This window comes from Rhodococcus maanshanensis NBRC 100610 (assembly GCF_001894865.1).
In the GTDB taxonomy this organism is placed as follows: domain Bacteria; phylum Actinomycetota; class Actinomycetes; order Mycobacteriales; family Mycobacteriaceae; genus Rhodococcus_G; species Rhodococcus_G maanshanensis.
Map to the genome: position 1 here is coordinate 12,607 of NZ_BCXA01000030.1, position 20,589 is coordinate 33,195.

Below are 20,589 nucleotides of genomic sequence, written 5' to 3' on the forward strand. Positions count from 1 at the left end.
GCTCGTAGCGTGCTGACTATGGAACTCCATAGTCAGCTATCGCGACCGGTCCGCCCCGGCCCGGTCCTCCTCGCCCTCTGCGGCGCCAGCTTCCTGGCCGGCCTCGACCTGTTCGTCGTCAACGTGGCGTTCGACGAGATCGGCGCCGACTTCTCGAACACGGTCGCTCCGCAAGCTCCGCTCCGCGGCCACTCGCTTGCCGACCTGAGCTGGATCCTCAACGGCTACGCGATCCTCTACGCCGCGCTGCTGATCCCGCTGGGACGCTGGGCGGACAAGGTGGGCCGACGACGCGGCTTCCTGCTCGGGCTCGGGCTGTTCGTCGCGGCGAGCGCGGCCTGCGCGCTGGCCCCGAACCTGTGGTCCCTCATCGGTTTCCGCGCCGCGCAGGCCATCGGTGCCGCGCTGCTCACCCCGGCAAGCCTCGCCCTGATCCTCACCGTCCTGCCCGCCGAGCGACGCTCCGCATCGGTGCGCATCTGGGCCGCTGCGGGCGCCGTCGCCGCCGCGGCGGGTCCCGTGATCGGCGGCATCCTGGTCGCCGCGTCCTGGCGCTGGGTTTTCCTGATCAACGTGCCGATCGGGATCGCGTTCCTGGTGCTGGCGGCCCGCTCGATCCCCGAGTCCCGCGACCGCGACGCCGACCATCCCGACGTCCTCGCCGCCGCCCTGCTCACCGCGGCGGTCGGGGCACTCGCCCTCGCTCTGGTCGAGGGGCCCGACTGGGGCTGGTCGAGCGCGGGCGTACTGGGCGCGCTCGCCGTCGCGCTGGTCTCGGGGGCCGCGTTCTGGATCCGCAACGGTCGCGGCGGCGCCCCGATCCTCGACCCCGCCATGCTCCGGGTGCGCAGCTTCGCGTGGTCCAACGCCGCGATGCTGCTCTTCAACGCCGGGTTCGCCGCCGCGCTGCTGGCGACCATCCTCTGGATGCAGACGGTCTGGGACTACTCGGCGCTGCGCACCGGCATGGCGATCGCACCGGGCCCGCTGATGGTGCCGGTGTTCGCGATCGTCGCGCAGCGGCTCTCCTCCCGGATCGACGCGGGCCGGATCGCCGCCCTCGGCTGCCTGCTGTGGGGCGGCGGCGCGGTGCTCGTCGCGGCCTCCGTCGGACCCGATCCGGCCTACGCGACGCAGATCCTGCCCGGCTGGCTGATCGCGGGCGTCGGGGTCGGCCTCGCGCTGCCGACCGTGCTGGCCACCGCCACCGCAGGCCTGCCGCAGGACCGCGCGGCCACCGGCAGCGCCGTGGTCACCATGCACCGGCAGATCGGCGCGGTCGTCGGTATCAGCGCCCTCGTCGCCATCCTGGGCACACCCATCGGATTCGATTCCGCCAAAACGGCTTTCACGCACTCCTGGTGGTCCGTCGCGGCGGTCTCGGTGCTCGCTGCCGGCGCCGCGCTCGGCATCACCGCGCAGGCACCTTCCACCGATTCCCCCGTCCACCCGACAACCGAAACCGCAGAGGCATTGCGATGACCACCACCACGAACACCGCGTTCCCGACGATCTTCGACGACTCGTGGCGGGGTTTCGGCGGCATCCACGGCGGCCTGGTCGTCGCCGCGCTCCTGCGCGGTGCCGCAGGCGCCCTCGACGCCACCCCGATCGCGGTCACCGCCCACCTGTACGCCCCGGTCCCCGCCGGCCCGTTCACCGTGGACGCGGAGGTGCTGCGGGGCGGCCGCTCGGCAGGCGTCCGGACGCGCCTCGGCGAGGCCGCGACCGCGGTCGTCCGGCTGGCCCGTACCCCCGACACCACCCTGCGCTGGCCACCCGGACCCGCCGCCGTGTCCGAGGTGGACCCGGAATCGCTTCCTCCGCTGGAGATCCCGGTCGACTTCGTACCGTTCTCGCAGTACCTCGACATCCGGCCGATCAACTCGGCCCGGCCGTTCGCCGGCGGCGAGACGCCGGAGTTCGACGTCTGGATCCGCCTGACCGCCGACATCGACTTCGCCCCGCAGGAGCTCGCGGCTGTGTTGCTCGACGCCCTGCCGCCGGGCCTGTACGCCACCCGCACCGCACCCGTACCGATCCCCACCATCGAGTTCAGCGCCCACTTCCCACCCGCCGCACCGGCCTCGCGCTGGTATCGGCTGCGGCACCGCACCGTGTGGGCGACCGACGATCTGTGCGTCGACGAGGCCGAACTTCACACCGCGACAGGTGAACTCGCCGGACAGGCACGCCAGCTCCGCCGAATCCTCGGCGGCACCACCACGAAGGAGCAGTCATGAGAGACGCCGTGATCGCGGCCGCCGTCCGCACCCCGATCGGCAAGGGCAAGCCGGGCGGCGCGCTGCACAGGATCCACCCGGTTGACCTGCTCGCGCACAGCCTGACCGCGCTCGTCGACCGCACCGGCATCGACCCGGCGCTCGTCGACGACGTGATCGGCGGCTGCGTCACCCAGGTGGACCAGCAGGCCGCCAACATCACCCGCACCGCGCTGCTGGCCGCGGGTTTCCCCGAATCGGTGCCGGGCACCACGATCGACCGGCAGTGCGGCAGCAGCCAGCAGGCCGTCCACTTCGCCGCGCAGGGCGTCATCTCCGGCGCCTACGACGTGGTGATCGCCTGCGGCGTGGAGTCGATGAGCCGCGCCCCCATGGGGTCGAACATCGGCTCGGGTGTCGATCGGCGCGGAATCCGGTTCACCGAGCGCTACCCGGACGGGCTTGTGCCCCAGGGCATCAGCGCCGAGTTGATCGCCGCACGGTGGGGCATCACCCGGTCCGAGATGGACGAATTCGCGCTGCGCAGCCACGCCAAGGCAAACCGCGCCACCGTCGGCGGCGCGTTCGCCAAGGAACTCGCCGCGCTGCCCGAGCTCGCCACCGACGAGGCCATCCGGCCCGGCGGCACGCTCGAGTCGATGGCAACCCTTCGCCCAGCCTTCACCAGCGAGGCCGCGGCGCAGCGGTTTCCGCAGATCGACTGGGGGATCACGGCGGGCAACTCCAGCCCCCTCAGCGACGGCAGCGCCGCGGTGCTCATCACCACCAGCGAGACCGCGGCCCGCCTCGGGCTCACCCCACTGGCGCGGCTGCACAGCTTCGCGGTCGCGGGCGACGATCCGCTGTACATGCTCACCGCGATCATCCCGGCCACCGAGAAGGTGCTGCGGCGGGCCGGGCTGACTCTGGCGGACATCGACCTGTTCGAGGTGAACGAGGCTTTCGCCTCGGTGGTGCTGGCCTGGGCGCGAGAGACCGGCGCCGACCTCGACAAGGTGAACGTGCACGGGGGCGCGCTCGCCCTCGGTCACCCGCTGGGCGCGAGCGGTGCGCGCCTGCTCACCACCCTGGTCGGAGCGATGGAGCAGGGCGGCGCCCGCTACGGCCTGCAGACCATGTGCGAGGCTGGCGGCATGGCGAACGCGACGGTCATCGAACGTCTGCCGTGACATCCACCGAGGTCACGACCCGTCCCGTCACCTTCGGGTGCCGGGACGGCGTCGTGCTGGGCGGGCACATGTTCGACCCCGCGATCGCGGGTACGGACGCGCCGATGGTGATCGTCAACTGCGCCACCGGGGTGCTGGCCCGCTACTACCACCGGTACGCGCGGTACCTGGCCGAACTCGGCTCGCCGGTGCTCACCTACGACTATCGCGGCATCGGCGAGTCCCGGCCGCCCGGCACGCTGCGCGGCGCCGCTATTCCATGGCGGGCGTGGGGCGAGCAGGACTTCGACGCGGCGGTGGCCTTCGCGCGGGCGCAGGAGCCGAACCGTCCGCTGGCCGTGGTCGGGCACAGCATCGGCGGGTTCCTGCCCGGGTTCGCGGCGGGCGCGGTGCACGTGGACCGGATGCTCACCGTCGGCGCGCAGTACGCGTACTGGCGCGACTACGCGCGACGGAGCCGGATTGGCCTGCTCGCGAAGTGGCACCTGGCGATGCCTGCACTCACCGCCGCGTACGGATACTTCCCCGGTCGCCGGCTCGGCTGGCTCGAGGACCTGCCCGCGGGCGTGGCCCGCGAGTGGGCCTTCCGTCGGGCCGCGATGGAGTCCAGCTATCCGCGCGGCGAGCGAGCCGAGGTGCGACGCCGGTTCGCCGCCGTGCGGGCGCCGATCCTGGCGGTGGCCACCACGGACGACGAGTTCGGCACCCCCGCCGCCCTCGAGCGAGCCCTCCGGTACTACCGGGGCAGCGATCGGGCCAGGGTGGAGCTGCGGCCGGAGAGCCTCGGGCACAACGCGATCGGGCACTTCGGGCTCTTCCACGACCGGCACCGGGACGGGTTCTGGCGTGGTACAGCCGAGTGGCTGAACCACGGGGTGAACCCGTGGCCGACGGCCGCGGAACGCCGGGCCGAGATCTGATCGCCCACCGGTGGGAAGGATCCGCCCCGGTATCCGGGGCAGATCCTTCCCTGACCGCGGGTCAGGGGTTCTCGGCTTCGATCTTCGCCCGGATCGCTTCTGCGGCTTCCGAATCCTGGGCCGCCAACTTCTGGATGTAGTCCACCGCGTCGCCGACTGTCCGGAGACCGGCGAGATCCTCGTCGGGGATCTTCACGCCGTACTTGTCCTCGGTCTGGACCGCGATCTCCACCATGGAGAGCGAGTCGATGTCGAGGTCGTCGACGAAGGACTTCTCGATCGTCACCTCGGATGGTTCGATTCCGGTGACCTCCTCGACGATCTCGGCGATTCCCGCAACGAGTTCTTCCTGTGTTGCCACTTCCTGGCTCCCTTTCTCACATGGACCGCTTCGGTTGGGCGGTTGATTTCGAGCCGATCAGCTTCGATGGGAATCGGTCACGGACACACCGTTTCCCGGCCTCGCCTGGTAACGCGGCGTGGTGCCCGGACGCCGCCGCCGCTCGAGTTCCGGGTAGGAGGGATCGAAGATCTCGAAGGTCTCCTCGATGGCCGCGGTGAGCAGCTTCCACACCTGATGCGCGGTCGGGCGTCGACCGGGCCAGCCGTTTCCGAAGAGGTCATCGCCTTCCCTCAGCCCGATCTCACCGAGCAGCAGCGGCGTGTGGCTGTCCGCGCATCGCCCCTCCTCCAGCCCGGGGCAGCGTTCGATGCGGTAGCGGCCTCGCTTGTCCCACCCTTCCTCGGCCGCCTCGTCGGGCCTGCCCTTCCACCGTTCCTGCGAGTACACGAGGATCCGCTGGCCGGTTGTCACGTGCAGGTACTCCCTGGCGGCGGTGTCTGCGGGATCGGCGGAGCGGAGGAGTTCGGCGTCGATGCCGTGCAGGGCCATCCGTTCATGGCTCACGAGCTGGTCGTCCTCGATGATGAAGTGCTGCCCGGACATGCCCGCGACATCGACCCACACCCCGAACCTGAGTGCCTCGATCTGACCGGCCGCGGACTCGTCGTCGACGTCCGGACCGATCGCCATCGCCCGGATCGACGATTTGCTGACGTCCAGTTCGGCCGCGATCCTGCGGTCACTCAACCCTTCGGCACGCATGACCGCGATCGCCTCGGCGATCACGTTCCGGTACGACGCATCGGCGATCTCCGCCCGCTCCCGAGCGAGCCGGACGGCCTCGGCGGAGACGCCTACCCGGAACGAATGATGATCTTGCACCGCCGCAGCATGGCACGCCCGCGGGCGAAGTGTCCAGTGGATTGGACAGTCGGCAATCTGGTTGGACACTCGGGCCTACGCGCGCGTCACCCCGGCCTGACGGTCCGCAAAAGCAAGATGGTCTGCACCTCATCGCGGTCGTTCGGGAGCGATGGGCGGACCCTTCGGCCCGGACCCGGAGTGGTGTCGGCCGATCACGTCATCCCGCTGGTGCGATGTCCGGTCCGTGCCCCATTGCGCGGCGGACCCGCAGACCGGCGATCGCCGCGGCCAGCCCCGCGGTCGTCCACGAAAGGATGGCGAGATCGGGCGCCCACAACCACAGATAGCGTGGCGGCGCGTCGAACGCCACCTGGGTGCCCCATAGGGCGGCCGCGATGAGGGTGGCGGCGGCGGCAACCCAGGCGACGGCACCGAGACGGCGGCGACGTACGGACGCGCGGGACGGCGAACGGTACCGGACCAGGGCCGTCGCGAGGATCGCGGCGAGGGTCAGCGCGAGAGCCGCGAGTGCGCCACCCGCCAGCCGGTACGTAAGGTTCACGGCGACGGACACGGGCTGCTCGTTCGAGAGCAGATCCGCGACGCCCTGGGCGGTGGCGAGCAGCGCCGGCGCATGAAAGAACCCTGAGACGTTCTGGAGCATGACCACGGCGCGGTCGGAATCGGGGAGCAGGATCACCGTGGAGAAATAGCCGGGCACAGTGCCGGAGTGCCACACGGACCTCGGCTGGTCGGGGAGATCGCTGATCCGCCAACCCAATCCGTAATGCCTGCCGGGTTTGATCTGCGTTCCCGGCGCATGCAACTCACCAATGGTCGCGGGGTCCGCGGGGTGCAACTGGGCTGCGGCGAAACTGGTCAAATCGGTCAGCGAGCCGCCGAGATATCCGTACGCGACACCCGCCGGGTCGTATCCGGTGTCCATGCCAATCGGGCGGCCCGCGAGGTACCGGTGCCCGCGGGGCACGTTCGCCGCCTGAGCGGCGGTGGTGACCATCCCCTCCATGTGCAGTGGGCGACCGACCGTCGCGGTGAGGACCTCCGGGTAAGAGTGTCCGGTCGCGGCCTCGATAGCCGCGGCGAGCACGAGATAGTTGAGGCTGCTGTAGAGGTGCGCCGTCCCCGGCGGCGACTTCGGCGCGACGGATGCGAGCGCCGGGAGGACGTCCGCCGGCCGCCGTCCGGGGTCGGCGCTGTCGAGCATTGATGCGCCGAACGGCAGGCCGCTCGTGTGCTGGAGCAGGTCGCGGATGGTGATCCGGGCAGCGGCGGCGTGGTCCGCCAGCTCGAACCCGGGCAGGTAAGCGCGCACAGGGTCGTCGAGCCGCAGGACGCCCTGCCGTGCCAGTTCGACGGTGACCGCCGCGGCGACCGGTTTGGCCACCGAACCCCACAGGAACGGAGTGTCGGCGGTGACGGGTGCTCCGTTTCCGTCGACGCCGAGCCCGACCTGGTGGACGACCGTGCCCCCGTCGAGGATCGCGTAGGCGACGCCGGGAACGCCCAACCGCTGCATCTGGTCTTGGACGAACCCGTCGGCGCGGGCGTAGGTGTCCAGTTGGGTCGATGCGGCGGCAGGACTCGGCAGGCAGGCGAGGATGACTGCAGCTGCGAAGGCCGACCATACTGACCGTATTCCCATACGGTTATCAATACCATACTGCTATATGGTTATGGCATGGTGAGGACAGCCGACCACGACCAGAGACGAGCCCAGATCGCCGACGCCGTGCTGCGGGTGGCGGGAGACGATGGGCTCGACGCTGCGACCGTCGCAAAGGTCGCGGCGCAAGCCGGCTTCTCGGTCGGGCTGATCCAGCATTACTTCGCGACCAAGGACCTGCTGATCGGCGCCGCCTACGCGGAGTGCCTAGGGCGACTCGATCGGCGGATCGTCGAGATCGTCGACCACGGCGAGAGGCACGGGCACTCAATCCGCCAGATGGTGATCGCAGGCCTCGGCGAACTGCTACCACTCGACGAGGCGCGCCGAACCGAATGCGAGATCCGCACCGAGTTCCTCGCCCGGGCGATCCGGAGCACCGCGCTGCGTGAGGTCGCGGCGTCGACATCACACGACCTGCGGAACCGGCTCGCGCGGGTCATCGCGAACGGGAAGGCGTGCGGTGAGGTGGACGCGGACACCGACGAGCACCTGGCGGCGTTCGAACTTCTCGCAACGGTCCAGGGCTTGGCAACGGCCCACCTGCTCAGTGGTGAATCCGCGCCGGGCCACGCGGTTCTCGAGCGCAGCCTCGCTCGCGTCTTTCCGGGCCGCTGCCGCCACCACGATCCGCGATAGGCATCGGTCTGGACCGCACAAGTCTGGACATCCGATTCGATGGACCGTTCCTCGACTGCGACGATCCCGTCGAGGACTTCGCTGGCGAGACGACGCGCGCGTCACCCCGGCCTGACGGTCGCGGCCAGGTTCATCTGCCCCAGCCACGCGGGCACCTCCCTCGCCGCGGGGCTCGGTCCGGAGATGGTGACCAGCCCCGACGTCAGCGCCTGCGACCAGGACCGGTCCCCGCGCCAGACCTCGATGAGGGTGCGCAGGCCGGTCGCGACGGTGGCGGTCACCTCGAAGCCCGGATCGTAGTCGCAGACGTCGGCCTCGTCGCCCGTCACGCAGAGCCACCACCGCCCGGCGCGGGCGGCGACGTCGTCGAACTCGAAGGCCACCACGGTGCGACCGCGCGGCCACCGGTCGATCGGCACCGTCCGTCGCATGTCCCACATCAGCAGGTGCGGATCCAGGTCTTCCTCGCCGAGCTCGCCGATCCAGCGCACGCCCCACGCCCCGAGCGCCTCGACCACGCCGCCGAGCTCCTCGCCGCAGGGAGTGAGGGTGTAGCTGCTCCTGCCGTCCTCGACGGTCCGGCGGACCACCCCGGCCCGCTCGAGGGTCCGCAGCCGCTTGGACAGCAGCGCGGGCGACATCTTGGGGTTGCCCCGCCGCAGGTCGTTGAAGTGGGTGCTGCCGGACAGCAGCTCGCGCACCACGAGCATGGTCCATCGCTCGTCGAGCAGCTCCATGGCCTTCGCCACCGGGCAGAACTGGCCGTATGCCGACACGGCTTCCCTCCTCGGTTGCCCCCTGACCAGTACACGCCTGGCCAGGCTCGGACGCCAGTACAGATCGTGAACAGCGATCGTGGGAAGGGCTAGCCGCGGCCGGCGTCGACGGGAACCCGGACATCTGCAGGCTCCGCCGGCTCCGGCCGCACCCGGGCGTCGACCATGTCGGCACCACTGAGCACGCCGGACAGCCCGCGGTTGCCCCTGGTGAGCGGAACCGATGCCGCCGCGACCACCAGCCACAGCATCGCCGCAGGCGTCGCCACGAACACCAGCACCGCGCCAACCCCGGCGACGCTCAGCGCCCGCGCGGTCCTGGCCCCGGCCGTCGGCCCGGTCGGCCACTGCGGCCGCAACCACACCACCCGCTGCCCCAGCGAGGCACCGGACCCGATCAGGCCGGGCCCGACGACCGCCGCGATCGCCGACAGCGCCGCCACCGCCCTGGCGGTATCCGCGTCGACCGCGACACCAACGACCTCCATGCCCAGCTGGACCACCACGGCCGCCGTGACGAAGACACCCACGAACGCGGTCACGTCGACGGCCATGCCGACCCAGCGGCGCCAGGCCGTGACCGGGCGCGGCAACGGCCGGCCCGCCGCCAGCAGGCGACGGCTCGGCACGAGCTGCGGGGCGAGCCCGACCAGCACCACCCCGACCACCGCGCCCGCCGTGTTGAGCAGCACGTCGTTCACGTCCGCCACCCGGTACGCGCAGGGGAACACGCCCCACACCGCGGTGAACTGGGTCAGCTCGATCAGCCCCGAGACGGCGACGGCGGCGGCGATCGTCGCGGCGCGGGAGCACTCGAACAGCACCAGCCCGAACACCCCGAACGGCACGAACAGCGCCACATTGAGCACCACCTGCATGACCGCGGAACTCGTCAGGACCCCGACCGCGCTCATCCCGGCGGTGTCGCGGCTGATGTCGGAGACGAAGGCGAACGGGCGCAGCACCGGCTCGGTGACCGCATACAGCTCGCACCACCGCGGGGTCAGCGACGGCAGCGGGAACATGGTGAAGGCGACGACCGCCGCGGTGTAGATCAGGGCCGCGACCACCACCATCGATCGCGCCGTCGACACCCGGCCGTACTTGCGGTACTGCCAGACCGTCAGCGGCAGCGCCAGCACCGCGGCAACGGCCAGCCCGACGAGCACCGAATACAACACCTGTTCACGCATGCCTCCACTCCATCAGGGCACGCGCCGCGAGACATCCACTCGCCGGACGAGATCCGTCGGGGGCCGGGTCATACCCGGGGATGACCCGGGCCCAGCCGGGACCGACGCCGGTACAGATCGTGAACCAGTGGTGGTTCAGATCTGGGACTGGAACGCGCGCCCGGATGGACCGACGCTGGAAACACCACCACACACGAGGAGGACTTCCATGAGCACACACACCAACGCCGCACCCGACATCAAGGCCAAGCACCGGGCCATGTGGGCACTGGGCGACTACCCGTCGGTCGCCGCCGACGTCATCGCGGCCCTCGGCCCGAGCCTGGTCGAGGCCTGCGGCATCAAGGCCGGCGACCGGGTCCTCGACGTCGCGGCCGGTTCCGGCAACGCCTCGATCCCCGCCGCCCGCCTCGGCGCCGCCGTCGTCGCCTCGGATCTGACCCCCGAGCTGCTCGAGTCGGGACGTCGGGAGGCCGAGTCGCTGGGTCTGACATTGGACTGGCGCGAGGCCGATGCGGAGGCACTGCCGTACGCGGTCGACGAGTTCGACGCCGTGATCTCGTGCGTCGGCGTGATGTTCGCGCCCCACCACCAGGCGAGCGCGGACGAACTGGTCCGCGTCCTGCGACCGGGCGGCACTCTCGGCCTGATCAACTGGACGCCCGAGGGTTTCATCGGTCAGATGTTCGCGACGATGAAGCCCTACGCTCCCCCGCCGCCCGCAGGCGCGCAGCCTCCGCCGCTGTGGGGCAACGAGGAGCACGTGCGCGCCCTCCTCGGCGACCGCGTCACCGAGGTCGTGGCGCGCCGCGAGCGGCTGACCGTCGACTGCTTCGACACCGCCGAGCAGTTCCGCGACTTCTTCAAGGCCTGCTACGGCCCGACGATCGCGGTGTACCGGGCGATCGCCGACGACCCCGAGCGCGTCGCAGCCCTCGACCGCGAACTGGCCGAACTGGGCCGGCGGCACGACCGCGGCGACGGCACCATGGAGTGGGAGTACCTGCTGCTGACCGCCGTCAAGAAGTGAGCGGCTCCGCCGCCCGTGAGTACTTCCGGTCCCTCTGCGGGCCATGAGCACTCACGGGCGCCGTGGGCGCCTAGAGCTCTGTGACCCAGCCGTGCAGCTCGTCGGTGCGCAGCGCCGCCGCGTGCCGCTTGCGCAGGGCCTGACCGATCGGGCCGGGAATGCCGTCGCCGACCACCCGGCCGTCCACCTCGGTCACCGGGGCGACGCCCGCGGAGGTGCCGGTGACGAACACCTCGTCGGCGATGTACAGCTCGGTGAGGTCGACGGTTCGCTCGACGACGGGGATGCCGTCCTCGGCGGCGAGGGTGAGCAGCGTGCGACGGTTGATGCCGTCGAGGATGTCGCAGGACACGTCCGGCGTGATCAGGGTGCCGCCGCGCACCAGGAAGATGTTGGCGGCGCTGAGCTCGCAGACGTGGCCGTTCCCGTCGAGGAAGATCGCGTCGTCGTAGCCGGCGTCGATGGCGTCCTGCTTGGCCAGCACCGAGTTCACGTACGCCCCGTTGACCTTGGCGCGCGACGGGATCGCGTCGTCCGGGATCCGGCGCCAGGTGCTGGTCTTCAGGCGCATGCCGTCCTGCGGGACGATCGGCACCGCGTCGTAGACGAACATGCTGACGGTGGTGTGGCAGCCGCGCACCCTTGTGCCGGCGATCGACTCGTCGACGTGCACGGTGGCCCGGACGAACACGTCCTCGGTCGGCGCGTTCGCGGCGACGAGTTCGGTTGCCACCGAGACGAATCGGTCGTAGTCCCACTCGTCCGCGAACCGATCCATCCCGATGATCTTGCAGGACTCGACCATGCGCTGGAAGTGGTCACGCAGCCGGAACGCGCTGCGCCGGGTCCCGTCGACCTGCACCGGGAACACCGTGTACACGCTCAGCCCGTACAGCACGGACGAGGTGGCGACGCCGAGCGTCGCATCCGCGACGTCGACGATCCGGTCACCGAAGTACACGCGGGGATGTGGGGTAGCCATGGCAGGCCATGCTATCGACCGGGCCCGCGCCCCGGAAACCGAATTTCGTGCCTGCGGCCTCCCGCGACTTCCGTCCGCCGACCGGCAGACTGTCGGCATGCTCCATTTGCGGATCCTGGCGCCGAGCGACCTGACGGACGAGGCCCTCCGGATCCTCGACGAGGAACCGGCCGTCAGCGGCCTCGCGGTGATGCGCGGCGCCTCGCTGCGTCCGGAGGGCGACGTGGTGTACGCCGACATCGCCCGAGAGGCGGCCAACGAGGTCATAGACGACCTGCGGGCCACCGGGTTGCACCACCGCGGCAGCATCGAGATCGAACCGGTCAACGCGTGGCTCTCGCGCAGCGGATTCGACGCCGAGCTGCGCACCCCTGGCAGCAGCGCGGACGCCGTGGTGTGGGCCGAGGTCGCACAGCGCTCCTACGAGGAGACCGAGCTCAACTGGACCTACCTGAGCTTCATGTCCCTTGCCACCCTGCTGGCGGCGATCGCGATCATCACCGACTCGCAGATCCTGGTGATCGGGGCGATGGTGCTGGGGCCGGAGTTCGGGGCGATCGCCGCGCTCGGGGTCGCGCTGGTGCGGCGCAGGTGGGTGCTGCTCGCGCTCGCGGTCCGCACCCTCGTCGTCGGGTTCGTGGTCGCGATTGCGGTGACGGCGATCCTCGCGCTGGTCGGCAGGGGGCTGGGCTGGGTGACGCTCGACGATGTCACCGGTCCGCGGCCCGACACCGCTTTCATCTACAGCCCGGACAAGTGGTCGTTCATCGTGGCGGTGATCGCGGCGGCGGCCGGGGTGCTGTCGCTGACCTCGGCGAAGTCGGCCGGGCTGGCCGGGGTGTTCATCTCCGTGACGACGGTGCCCGCGGCGGGAAATGTGGGTCTGGCCCTGGCTTTCGGGGCAAGCCACGAGATCTGGGGCAGTTCGCTGCAGCTGCTGCTGAACCTGTCCGGCATGGCGATGGCCGGCTGGGCGACGCTGACGATTCAACAGGCGCTGTGGACGCGGGTGTCTGTGCGCCGGGCCCGTGCGCTCGACCGGGTCCGCCGAATGCTCTGACCGATCAGCCGTTCCGGCGTGCCATCCCGGCGCCGATCTCGCGCAGGCCGGCGCGCAGCGAGTCCGGCTCCAGCACCTCCACTCCTGCGCCGAGCGCCGTCAACTGATGCACCGCAACCTCTTCCGACTCGAGCATCAGCGCCACCTCGACCCAGCCCTCCGCGTCCGCAGGGCCGGGGGTCACCCGCGCGGCCTCCCGCCCGATCGCCGCGGGCAGCGACCGCAACGCCGCGGGCGCGAGCCGCACCCGGCACGGGTACCGCAGCAGCGACCTGTCGAACTCGGCGGCCGACCGCGCCCACCAGGCCGCCAGGTCGAAGTCGTCCGGCCGCCGGGCGTCCTCGTCGAGGACCACCGCGGCCTCGATCCGCGAGACCAGGAAGGAGAGCGTCGCACCGCGATGCCCGGCGACGAGATACCAGACCCCGGCCTTCGCCACCAGCCCGAAGGGGTCGAGGGTGCGGGTCGCCTCCCTGCCGCGCCTGCGATAGCCGATCCGCAGCCGCCTGCCCTCGAGCACGGCCCGCGCCACCGTCGCCAGGTGTGGGGCGTTCGCCGCCCGCCCGAACCAGCCGGGGGCGTCCACATGCAACCGCCTGCGCCAGAGCTCGGCCCCCGCACGCAGCGGAAGCGGCATGGCACCGAGGAGTTTGGCCTCCGCGGCGGCCGTCTGCTCCCCAAGGCCCAGGTCCGCCGCCAGGCCGGGGACGCCGAGCAGCATGAGCGCGGAGGTCTCGACGCCGGTCATCCCGCTGAGCTTGGACTGCCAGCCGTCGAGGAGCCGGATGCCGCCACCCGGCCCGCTCTCCGTCCACAGCGGGACGCCCGCGGCCTGCAGCGCCGCGACGTCGCGGTACACGGTGCGCACGGACACCTCGAGCTGTTCGGCCAGCCGCTCGGCGGTGGCACCGGGGCCGCCCTGCAGCCGCAGCATGAGGTCGAGCAACCGACTGGAACGCACCGGAGGAGTCTATGTGGAATCACTGACAGAAGATGTCAGTGATTCCGGCGCACACTGGTCGGCATGACAACCTGGCAGCAGTTCTCCGACGAAGCACCGGCCTTGTCCGAATCGATCGCTGCGCGGCTCCGCGCGCACAAGCATCACGTCCTCGCGACGCTGCGGGCCGACGGCTCCCCTCGGGTCAGCGGCACCGAAGTGGAGACCTTCCGTGGACTACTGGTCCTCGGGTCGATGCCGGGCGCGATGAAGGTGCGCGATCTGCGGCGCGACCCGCGCTACTCGCTGCACACCAATCCGGGCCACCACACCATGGAGGGCGGCGACGCGAAGATCTCGGGCCGGGCCCGCGAGCTGTTCGGGGACGAGAAGAAGGCCATCCTCGAGAGCTACGACGAGAACCCCGGCGACGAGGCGCAGATCTTCGAGCTCGGCGTCGAGGAGGCGGTCCTGACGACGGTCTCGGAGGACCAGCTGCACGTCGACCTGTGGCGGCCGGGCGCGGGCGTCACCAGGCGCAGCCGGTGAGCGCGCCGGATCTGACAGGAAAGGTGGCGCTGGTCGCGGGTGCGACCCGCGGCGCGGGCCGGGCCATCGCGGTCGAGCTGGCCCGCGCCGGGGCGACCGTCTACGCGACCGGACGCAGCAGCCGCGACGCCGGCCGGTCGGAGATCGGTCGGCCCGAGACCATCGAGGAGACAGGCGATCTCATCGCGGCCGCAGGCGGTGACGGCGTCGCCCTGCGGGTCGACCACCTCGAACCGGACCAGGTGCGCGCCCTGATCACCCGCATCGACACCGAGCACGGTCGGCTCGACATCCTGGTCAACGACATCTTCGGTGGGGACAGGTACGCGCAGTTCGGCACCAGGCTCTGGGAGCACGACCTGGACGGCGGACTGCGCATGCTGCGGATGGGCATCGACACCCACGCGATCACCAGCCATTTCGCGCTGCCCCTGCTGATCCGCAGGCCAGGCGGCCTGGTCGTCGAGATGACCGACGGTACAGCGGAATACAACGTCGCCTATCGGCACCAGGTGGGCTTCTACTACGACCTGGTCAAGGCCGCGGTGCAGCGGATGACCACCGCGCAGGCCCACGAACTGGCCCCGCTGGGCGGCGCGGCGGTCGCCGTCACCCCCGGCTGGCTTCGCTCGGAGACGATGCTGGAGATCTTCGGTGTGACCGAGGACAACTGGCGCGACGCACTCGACCGGGAACCGCACTTCGCGATCTCCGAGTCGCCGACCTTCGTCGGCCGGGCGGTCGCCGCGCTGGCAGCCGATCCCGATGTCATCCAGTTCAGCGGGACCGTCGTCTCGAGCGGGCAGCTGGCACAGCGGTACGGCTTCACCGACGTGGACGGCTCGCGGCCGGACTGCTGGCGTTACCTCGTCGAGGTGCAGGACGCGGGGCTGCCCGCGAACACCGACGGCTACCGCTGAGCAGGCGTCACCAGGTGATGTTCTCCTGGCAGTGACTGCCCTCGGCGCCGGACTCGACCTGCACGGTCGCGTGGCCGAGCCCGTGCGCGTCGAGCACGACCTTCGCCGCGCCGAGCACCTGACGCGAATCCGCCTCGGTGGTCAGATGCACCGTCGCGACGTCCATGCCGGTGGTCAGCGTCCACACGTGCAGGTCGTGCACGTCCGAAACCCCCGGCAGTGCGCGCAGATCTGCCTCGACTGCGTCGACATCGACGTGCGCGGGCGAGGCCTGGGTGAGGATGCGCAGCGCGGCGCCCGCGAGCTTGATCGCGCGGGGCACCACCCACAGCGAGATCAGCACGCCCACCACGATGTCGGCATACGGCCAGTTGAACACCAGCACCACCGCGCCCGCGATGAGGACGCCGACACTGCCGACGGCGTCCGCGAGCACCTCGAGGTAGGCGCCGCGGACCGCGATGGAGCCCTTGGCGTCCGCGCGTAGCATCAGCATCACCACGATGTTGGCCGCGAGCCCGGCGGCCGCCGTCAGCATCAGTGGCAGACCGGGCACCTCGGGGGCGTCGCCGATCCGTCCGATCGCCTCGTACATCACCCACACCGCGACACCCAGCAGCAGCACCGCGTTGGCCATCGCGGTGAGCACCTCGGCGCGGTGCCAGCCGAAGGTGCGTGCGGCGGCCTTGGAACCCTGCCTGGCGAGCAGCAGGGCCACCAGCCCCATCGACATGCCGACGACGTCGGTGAGCATGTGCCCGGCGTCCGCGAGGAGGGCGAGCGAGTTGATCGTCAGGCCGACCGCGACCTCGAGCGCGAGGAACGCGAGCAGGATCCCCAGTGCGATGACCATCCGGCGGATGCGGCCCACCGACGGTCCCGCGGCTGTCGGCTCACCCCCGTGGCTGTGCCCGTGCACAACTCCCATGACGCTCCCCTTCGTGCGGTTCGCGTCCATCATATGCATACATTCGCATATGTGGCTACATCGTCGCCGCTACTGCTCCGGCGGATAGTAGGGATGCTCGACCGTCGGGGGCAGGGTCGCGATGGCCGAGATCCGCTTCAGACCCGCGACCTGCAGTAGGTCAACGGTGAGCGAGCGGATCTGCGCGAACACCACGGTCGCGGACACGCCCGCGTTCTCCACCAGCTCGGCCTTCGCCCCGGCCGCCACCGAGCGCAGCACCCGCGCCGCATCGGCCTGATCGGGCTTCTCGCCGGGATCGGCCAGCATCATCCGGCGCAGCACCTCCAGCGCCTGCGCGAGCTTCTCCACCTCGTCCACCAACCGCGGATCGAGGATCTCGTCGTCGCGGACCAGCGTCAGCGATCGCCGCGCGAGCACCCGGATGTTGCGCATCGCGTTGTCGATCGGGTCCGCGGTGGCGCTCAGCCGAGCGAGGCGCTCGCGCGAGTTCCAGTACAGCGGCGACACCCGGCTGATCTCCCGACCACCGATCAGGTTGGACCGGAGCCCGTCGATCGACGACTGGGTGTCGCGGGCCTTCTGCAGCGCCTTGACGATCGGTTCCGGGTCGTTCTCGACCAGCCCGTCCGCCACCAGCTGCAGCACCTCCCCCGCGGTGCCGAGGATCGCGGCGGCGTTCTGCCGCGCCCGCAGCACCGGGTGGGTCGGCACGAAGGCGACGACGAGGATCCCGACCAGCCCGCCGATGAGAGCGTCGATCATCCGGTCGGGCCCGCCGCCCCGTTCGGGCGGGATGAGCGTCGCGACCAGCACCGCGGAGGTACCGGCCTGCATGGAGATGATCGGCCCGCCGTCGAGGAAGATCGCCGTCGACATGGCCAGCAACACCACGAGCACGATCTGCCAGGCGCCGGTGCCGATCTGCGAGATCAACAGGTCGCCGATCCCGATGCCGACGGTGACGCCGGCGAGCAGCTCCACCGACCGCCGCAGCCGAGCCCCGAGGGACAGGCCGAGCGATACGACGGCCGCAATGGGCGCGAAGAACGGATTCGGGTGGTGGATCAGGTCATTGGCGATCCACCAGGCGAGTCCGGCGGCGAGCGCGCACTGCAGGACGGGAAACGCCGATCCGCGCAGCCGTTTGACCGAGGCGCGCAATCGGGCGCGGCCCCGGTCGGCGGTGAAGAGCTGAGGGCTAGCCGAGGCCAAGTGCTTCGGCGGCCCTGGGGTCGCAGTCCTCGAGCAGGTCAAGGCAGCGGGCGTGCTCGTTGGATTCACCGATCGCGTCGGCAGCCTTGGCCAGTACCGCGACGCAGCGCAGGAACCCGCGGTTCGGCTCGTGGCTGTACGGCACCGGACCGAAGCCCTTCCAGCCGTTGCGTCGCAGCTGGTCGAGCCCGCGGTGGTAGCCGGTGCGCGCGTACGCGTAGGCGGTGATCGTCTGATCGTCGGCCAGTGCGGCCTCGGCCAGGTAGGCCCACGCGATGGATGCCGTCGGATGGTCGGCCGCAACCTGCTTGGGATCCGCCTTGTTCAGGAGTTCGGACTCCGCGTCGTCGTCTCCTGGCAGCAGGGTGGGCTGGGGGCCGAGCAGGTCACCGAAAGAGGTCATGCCGACCATTGTGCCCCGGCCACCGGTCGCTCGATAGGCTGCCCACAGTCACGAAGAGGATTGTCGAACGAGAGGGCGGACGTGTCGGACCCCAAGAACTCGGAACCCAAGGACTCTGCCGCCCAGAGCGCGGAACCCGGCAGCGACCGGGCAGCGAGCGGCGCGGATGCGGAGAACACCGGAAACACCTCGGTGACAACGCCGGAAGCGGCGGACGCCGACGTGCGGGAGACCAGCGAGGCCGAGACCTCCGTCGTCGAACCCGACGTCGCTGCCGATGCCGATGCCGATGCCGAGGCGGACGAGCCCGCGGCGGACGCGGATCCCGCCGTCGACGCACCGGACACGGACGCATCCGAGTCGGCGGAGCAGGCGGAGAAAGACGAGGACCCCGCGCCGGTCGAGAGCGTGACCGAAGCCGAGCAGGAGCCCGAAACCGAGTCCGAGCCCGAGCCGGCGTCGGAGCCCGAGTCGGAGCCCAAGTCGGAGTCCGAGTCCCACGCCGAGCCCGCGCCCGACGACAAGTCCGACGCCGAGCCCGAGCCCCAGCCCGAATCCGCGCAGGCGGGACCCGAGGCCGCCGCCGAGACGGTGTCCGAGGCGGCCGACGCACCCGCCGAGTCCGAGCCGACGGACACGGACACGGACACGGACACGGACACGGACGACGAACCCGCCGCGGTCACCATCCCGGTGGAGAGGTCCGGCGCGGCATGGAAGCCGCAGGCGCCGACTGCAGCACCGCGAAAGGTCGTGCCCGCAGGCGCCCCGGCAGTGCCCGCCGACGCCCCCGCGACCCCCGAGGACGCCACGGTCGCCCTCCCGAAGGTCACACCGCCACCCGCGGCCCCGGACGATGCCACCGTCGCCCTCCCGAAGGTCACGCCGCCGCCCGCGCGGCCCGCTGCCGTGGTGCCCCCGACCCAGGTCTCGCGACCCAAGGCCGCGCCAGCGAAGGTCGGTCCCGGCCGACCTGCACCGACGGTCCGGCCGCCCGCCGGTGCCGCTCCCGCGGCCGCCGCCCCGCGTCCTGCCCCTCCGGTCGCGGCCCCCGCGAAGATCCCCGCCCAGGAACCCGCAGCGACCGGCAAGAAGCGGTGGCCGATCGTCGTCACGGTCGGCGTCGTGCTGGCCGCCGCGGCGGGCGGGGCCTACCTGCTCACCTCGAAGGTCAGCGGGGACTCGGATAAGGACCGGGTCCAGACCGCGATCAACACCTTCGTCGACGCCATCGAAGACGGTGACCTCGCGACCCTGCGGACGATCTCCTGCGGCGATCTGGCGACCTACTACGCACAGATCCCCGACGCCGAGTTCGCCGACGTGTACCGGGTGGCGGTCGACCAGCAGTCGATCCCGGTCGTCGAGAGCATCGACACGGTCTCCATCACCGACGACACCGCGATCGCGCAGGCCACCGTCCACACCGGCGCGGCCCCGAGCGAGAGCTCGGCGCGCTCGTTCAACCTGCAGCGCGACGGCGACGCATGGAAGGTCTGCTGACCCGGCCCGAAACGACGAAAGTGCAGCTACCGGGGCATCGGCCGAGAGGCCGCGCCGGTAGCTGCACTTTCGTGCGAGCGAACTAGCTGCCGGAGACGGAGCGCCCGGCCGACTTGAGGTCGTTGCAGGCCTCGATGACGCGGGCGGCCATGCCTGCCTCGGCCTTCTTCAGGTAGCTGCGCGGGTCGTAGACCTTCTTGTTGCCGACCTCGCCGTCGATCTTGAGGACACCGTCGTAGTTGGAGAAGAGGTGTCCGGCGATCGGGCGGGTGAACGCGTACTGGGTGTCGGTGTCGACGTTCATCTTCACGACGCCGAAGTTCAGCGAGTCCTCGATCTCCGACTTCAGCGAGCCCGAGCCGCCGTGGAAGACGAAGTCGAACGGCTGCGAGCCGGCGGCCAGGCCGAGCTTCGCGGCGGCGACCTTCTGGCCCTCCTCGAGCACGGCGGGCTTGAGCTTGACGTTGCCCGGCTTGTAGACGCCGTGCACGTTGCCGAAGGTGGCGGCCAGCAGGTACTTGCCGTTCTCGCCGACGCCGAGCGCGTCGACGGTCTTCTCGAAGTCCTCGCTGGAGGTGTAGAGCTTGTCGTTGATCTCGGCCTCGACGCCGTCCTCTTCGCCGCCGACGACGCCGATCTCCACCTCGAGGATGATCTTCGCGGCCGCCGAGAGCTTGAGCAGCTCCTTGGCGATCTCCAGGTTCTCGTCGATCGGGATGGCCGAGCCGTCCCACATGTGCGACTGGAACAGCGGGTTCTGGCCGGCGTTGACGCGCTCCTGCGAGATCGCGAGCAGCGGCCGCACGAAGCCGTCCAGCTTGTCCTTCGGGCAGTGGTCGGTGTGCAGCGCGATGGTCACGTCGTACTTCGCGGCGATGACGTGCGCGAACTCGGCGAGCGCGACGGCACCGGTGACCATGTCCTTGACGCCGAGGCCGGAACCGAACTCCGCGCCGCCGGTCGAGAACTGGATGATCCCGTCACTGCCTGCGTCCGCGAAGCCCTTGATGGCGGCGTTGATGGTCTCGGAGGAGGTGCAGTTGATGGCGGGGAAGGCAAAGGAGTGCTCCTTGGCCCGACCGATCATCTCGGCGTAGACCTCGGGAGTTGCGATCGGCACGGAACTGACCTCCATATAAAGAGTCGAGGGGGCGCGTCCCTTGATGTCAGGGGCGCCGGGGGTACATGCAGTATTGCAAACGCCGCCGGGGGTCCCCTCCAACTCCTG

The 20,589-nt window shown here is 70.7% G+C and carries 21 protein-coding genes; 10 read left to right on the forward strand and 11 right to left on the reverse strand.

Going from position 1 to position 20,589, the window contains the following annotated elements; translation table 11 throughout:
- Positions 1-18 precede the first annotated feature (18 nt).
- From RM1_RS15330 to RM1_RS15345, 4 genes are read left to right on the forward strand one after another with little or no spacing between them, the layout of a single operon-like run.
- Positions 19-1,482, forward strand: coding sequence for an MFS transporter (locus tag RM1_RS15330; protein ID WP_072752493.1), 1,464 nt, complete (start codon positions 19-21; stop codon positions 1,480-1,482).
- Positions 1,479-2,243 carry a thioesterase family protein gene (locus tag RM1_RS15335; RefSeq protein WP_072752495.1) on the forward strand — a complete coding sequence of 255 codons (765 nt, stop codon included), beginning with the start codon at positions 1,479-1,481 and terminating at the stop codon, positions 2,241-2,243. The genes RM1_RS15330 and RM1_RS15335 overlap by 4 nt, the downstream gene beginning before the upstream one ends.
- Positions 2,240-3,412, forward strand: coding sequence for a thiolase family protein (locus tag RM1_RS15340; protein ID WP_072752497.1), 1,173 nt, complete (start codon positions 2,240-2,242; stop codon positions 3,410-3,412). The genes RM1_RS15335 and RM1_RS15340 overlap by 4 nt, the downstream gene beginning before the upstream one ends.
- Positions 3,409-4,332, forward strand: coding sequence for an alpha/beta hydrolase family protein (locus RM1_RS15345; RefSeq protein ID WP_072752499.1), 924 nt, complete (start codon positions 3,409-3,411; stop codon positions 4,330-4,332). Before RM1_RS15340 ends, RM1_RS15345 begins: the two co-directional genes overlap by 4 nt.
- Positions 4,333-4,393: 61 nt before the next feature.
- Here RM1_RS15345 and acpM read toward each other — a convergent pair whose 3' ends face one another.
- From acpM to RM1_RS15360, 3 genes are all read right to left on the reverse strand, one after another.
- Positions 4,394-4,693, reverse strand: coding sequence for a meromycolate extension acyl carrier protein AcpM (gene acpM / locus RM1_RS15350; RefSeq protein ID WP_072752501.1), 300 nt, complete (start codon positions 4,691-4,693; stop codon positions 4,394-4,396).
- A gap of 57 nt (positions 4,694-4,750) precedes the next feature.
- Positions 4,751-5,557 (reverse strand): helix-turn-helix domain-containing protein, encoded by an 807-nt coding sequence (locus tag RM1_RS15355; protein WP_072752503.1) that lies wholly within the window; start codon positions 5,555-5,557, stop codon positions 4,751-4,753.
- A gap of 199 nt (positions 5,558-5,756) precedes the next feature.
- Complete coding sequence (locus tag RM1_RS15360) at positions 5,757-7,202, reverse strand: serine hydrolase domain-containing protein (RefSeq protein WP_083576743.1); 1,446 nt, start codon at positions 7,200-7,202, stop codon at positions 5,757-5,759.
- A 36-nt stretch (positions 7,203-7,238) separates the two neighbouring features.
- On the opposite strand from RM1_RS15360, the gene RM1_RS15365 reads away from it, so the two are divergent.
- On the forward strand, positions 7,239-7,862 hold the full coding sequence (locus RM1_RS15365) for a TetR/AcrR family transcriptional regulator (protein ID WP_072752505.1): 624 nt from the start codon (positions 7,239-7,241) through the stop codon (positions 7,860-7,862).
- Between the two features lie 101 nt (positions 7,863-7,963).
- Here the strand turns inward: RM1_RS15365 and RM1_RS15370 are convergent, their stop codons facing one another.
- Together RM1_RS15370 and RM1_RS15375 are read right to left on the reverse strand one after the other, a co-directional pair.
- Positions 7,964-8,638 (reverse strand): winged helix-turn-helix transcriptional regulator, encoded by a 675-nt coding sequence (locus RM1_RS15370; protein ID WP_072752507.1) that lies wholly within the window; start codon positions 8,636-8,638, stop codon positions 7,964-7,966.
- A gap of 89 nt (positions 8,639-8,727) precedes the next feature.
- Positions 8,728-9,831, reverse strand: coding sequence for a VanZ family protein (locus RM1_RS15375; protein WP_072752509.1), 1,104 nt, complete (start codon positions 9,829-9,831; stop codon positions 8,728-8,730).
- A gap of 208 nt (positions 9,832-10,039) precedes the next feature.
- Between RM1_RS15375 and RM1_RS15380 the strand changes: the two genes are divergently transcribed.
- Positions 10,040-10,861, forward strand: a complete 822-nt coding sequence (locus RM1_RS15380; RefSeq protein WP_072752511.1) for a class I SAM-dependent methyltransferase — start codon at positions 10,040-10,042, stop codon at positions 10,859-10,861.
- 70 nt (positions 10,862-10,931) lie between these two features.
- Here RM1_RS15380 and RM1_RS15385 read toward each other — a convergent pair whose 3' ends face one another.
- Complete coding sequence (locus RM1_RS15385; protein WP_072752513.1) at positions 10,932-11,843, reverse strand: aminotransferase class IV; 912 nt, start codon at positions 11,841-11,843, stop codon at positions 10,932-10,934.
- A gap of 97 nt (positions 11,844-11,940) precedes the next feature.
- Here RM1_RS15385 and RM1_RS15390 point away from each other — a divergent pair, with 97 nt between their 5' ends.
- The gene (locus RM1_RS15390) at positions 11,941-12,903 is read left to right on the forward strand and encodes a DUF389 domain-containing protein (protein WP_072752515.1); all 963 of its coding nucleotides are present in this window, start codon (positions 11,941-11,943) and stop codon (positions 12,901-12,903) included.
- 4 nt (positions 12,904-12,907) lie between these two features.
- On the opposite strand, the gene RM1_RS15395 is transcribed toward RM1_RS15390, so the two are convergent.
- Complete coding sequence (locus tag RM1_RS15395) at positions 12,908-13,864, reverse strand: helix-turn-helix transcriptional regulator (RefSeq protein WP_072752517.1); 957 nt, start codon at positions 13,862-13,864, stop codon at positions 12,908-12,910.
- 63 nt (positions 13,865-13,927) lie between these two features.
- Between RM1_RS15395 and RM1_RS15400 the strand changes: the two genes are divergently transcribed.
- Positions 13,928-14,392 carry a pyridoxamine 5'-phosphate oxidase family protein gene (locus RM1_RS15400; RefSeq protein WP_072752519.1) on the forward strand — a complete coding sequence of 155 codons (465 nt, stop codon included), beginning with the start codon at positions 13,928-13,930 and terminating at the stop codon, positions 14,390-14,392.
- Positions 14,389-15,312 (forward strand): SDR family oxidoreductase, encoded by a 924-nt coding sequence (locus tag RM1_RS15405; RefSeq protein ID WP_072752623.1) that lies wholly within the window; start codon positions 14,389-14,391, stop codon positions 15,310-15,312. Before RM1_RS15400 ends, RM1_RS15405 begins: the two co-directional genes overlap by 4 nt.
- 7 nt (positions 15,313-15,319) lie before the next feature.
- Here RM1_RS15405 and RM1_RS15410 read toward each other — a convergent pair whose 3' ends face one another.
- From RM1_RS15410 to RM1_RS15420, 3 genes are all read right to left on the reverse strand, one after another.
- Positions 15,320-16,240 carry a cation diffusion facilitator family transporter gene (locus tag RM1_RS15410; protein ID WP_072752625.1) on the reverse strand — a complete coding sequence of 307 codons (921 nt, stop codon included), beginning with the start codon at positions 16,238-16,240 and terminating at the stop codon, positions 15,320-15,322.
- A 69-nt stretch (positions 16,241-16,309) separates the two neighbouring features.
- The gene (locus RM1_RS15415; protein WP_245816373.1) at positions 16,310-17,404 is read right to left on the reverse strand and encodes an FUSC family protein; all 1,095 of its coding nucleotides are present in this window, start codon (positions 17,402-17,404) and stop codon (positions 16,310-16,312) included.
- A gap of 37 nt (positions 17,405-17,441) precedes the next feature.
- The gene (locus RM1_RS15420; protein WP_027502544.1) at positions 17,442-17,858 is read right to left on the reverse strand and encodes a DUF3151 domain-containing protein; all 417 of its coding nucleotides are present in this window, start codon (positions 17,856-17,858) and stop codon (positions 17,442-17,444) included.
- Between the two features lie 81 nt (positions 17,859-17,939).
- On the opposite strand from RM1_RS15420, the gene RM1_RS15425 reads away from it, so the two are divergent.
- On the forward strand, positions 17,940-19,361 hold the full coding sequence (locus RM1_RS15425; protein ID WP_072752523.1) for an Rv0361 family membrane protein: 1,422 nt from the start codon (positions 17,940-17,942) through the stop codon (positions 19,359-19,361).
- Positions 19,362-19,443: 82 nt separating this feature from the next.
- On the opposite strand, the gene fbaA is transcribed toward RM1_RS15425, so the two are convergent.
- A complete protein-coding gene (gene fbaA, locus RM1_RS15430; protein WP_072752627.1) occupies positions 19,444-20,481 on the reverse strand; it encodes a class II fructose-bisphosphate aldolase in 1,038 nt (345 codons plus the stop codon).
- Positions 20,482-20,589: the final 108 nt, after the last annotated feature.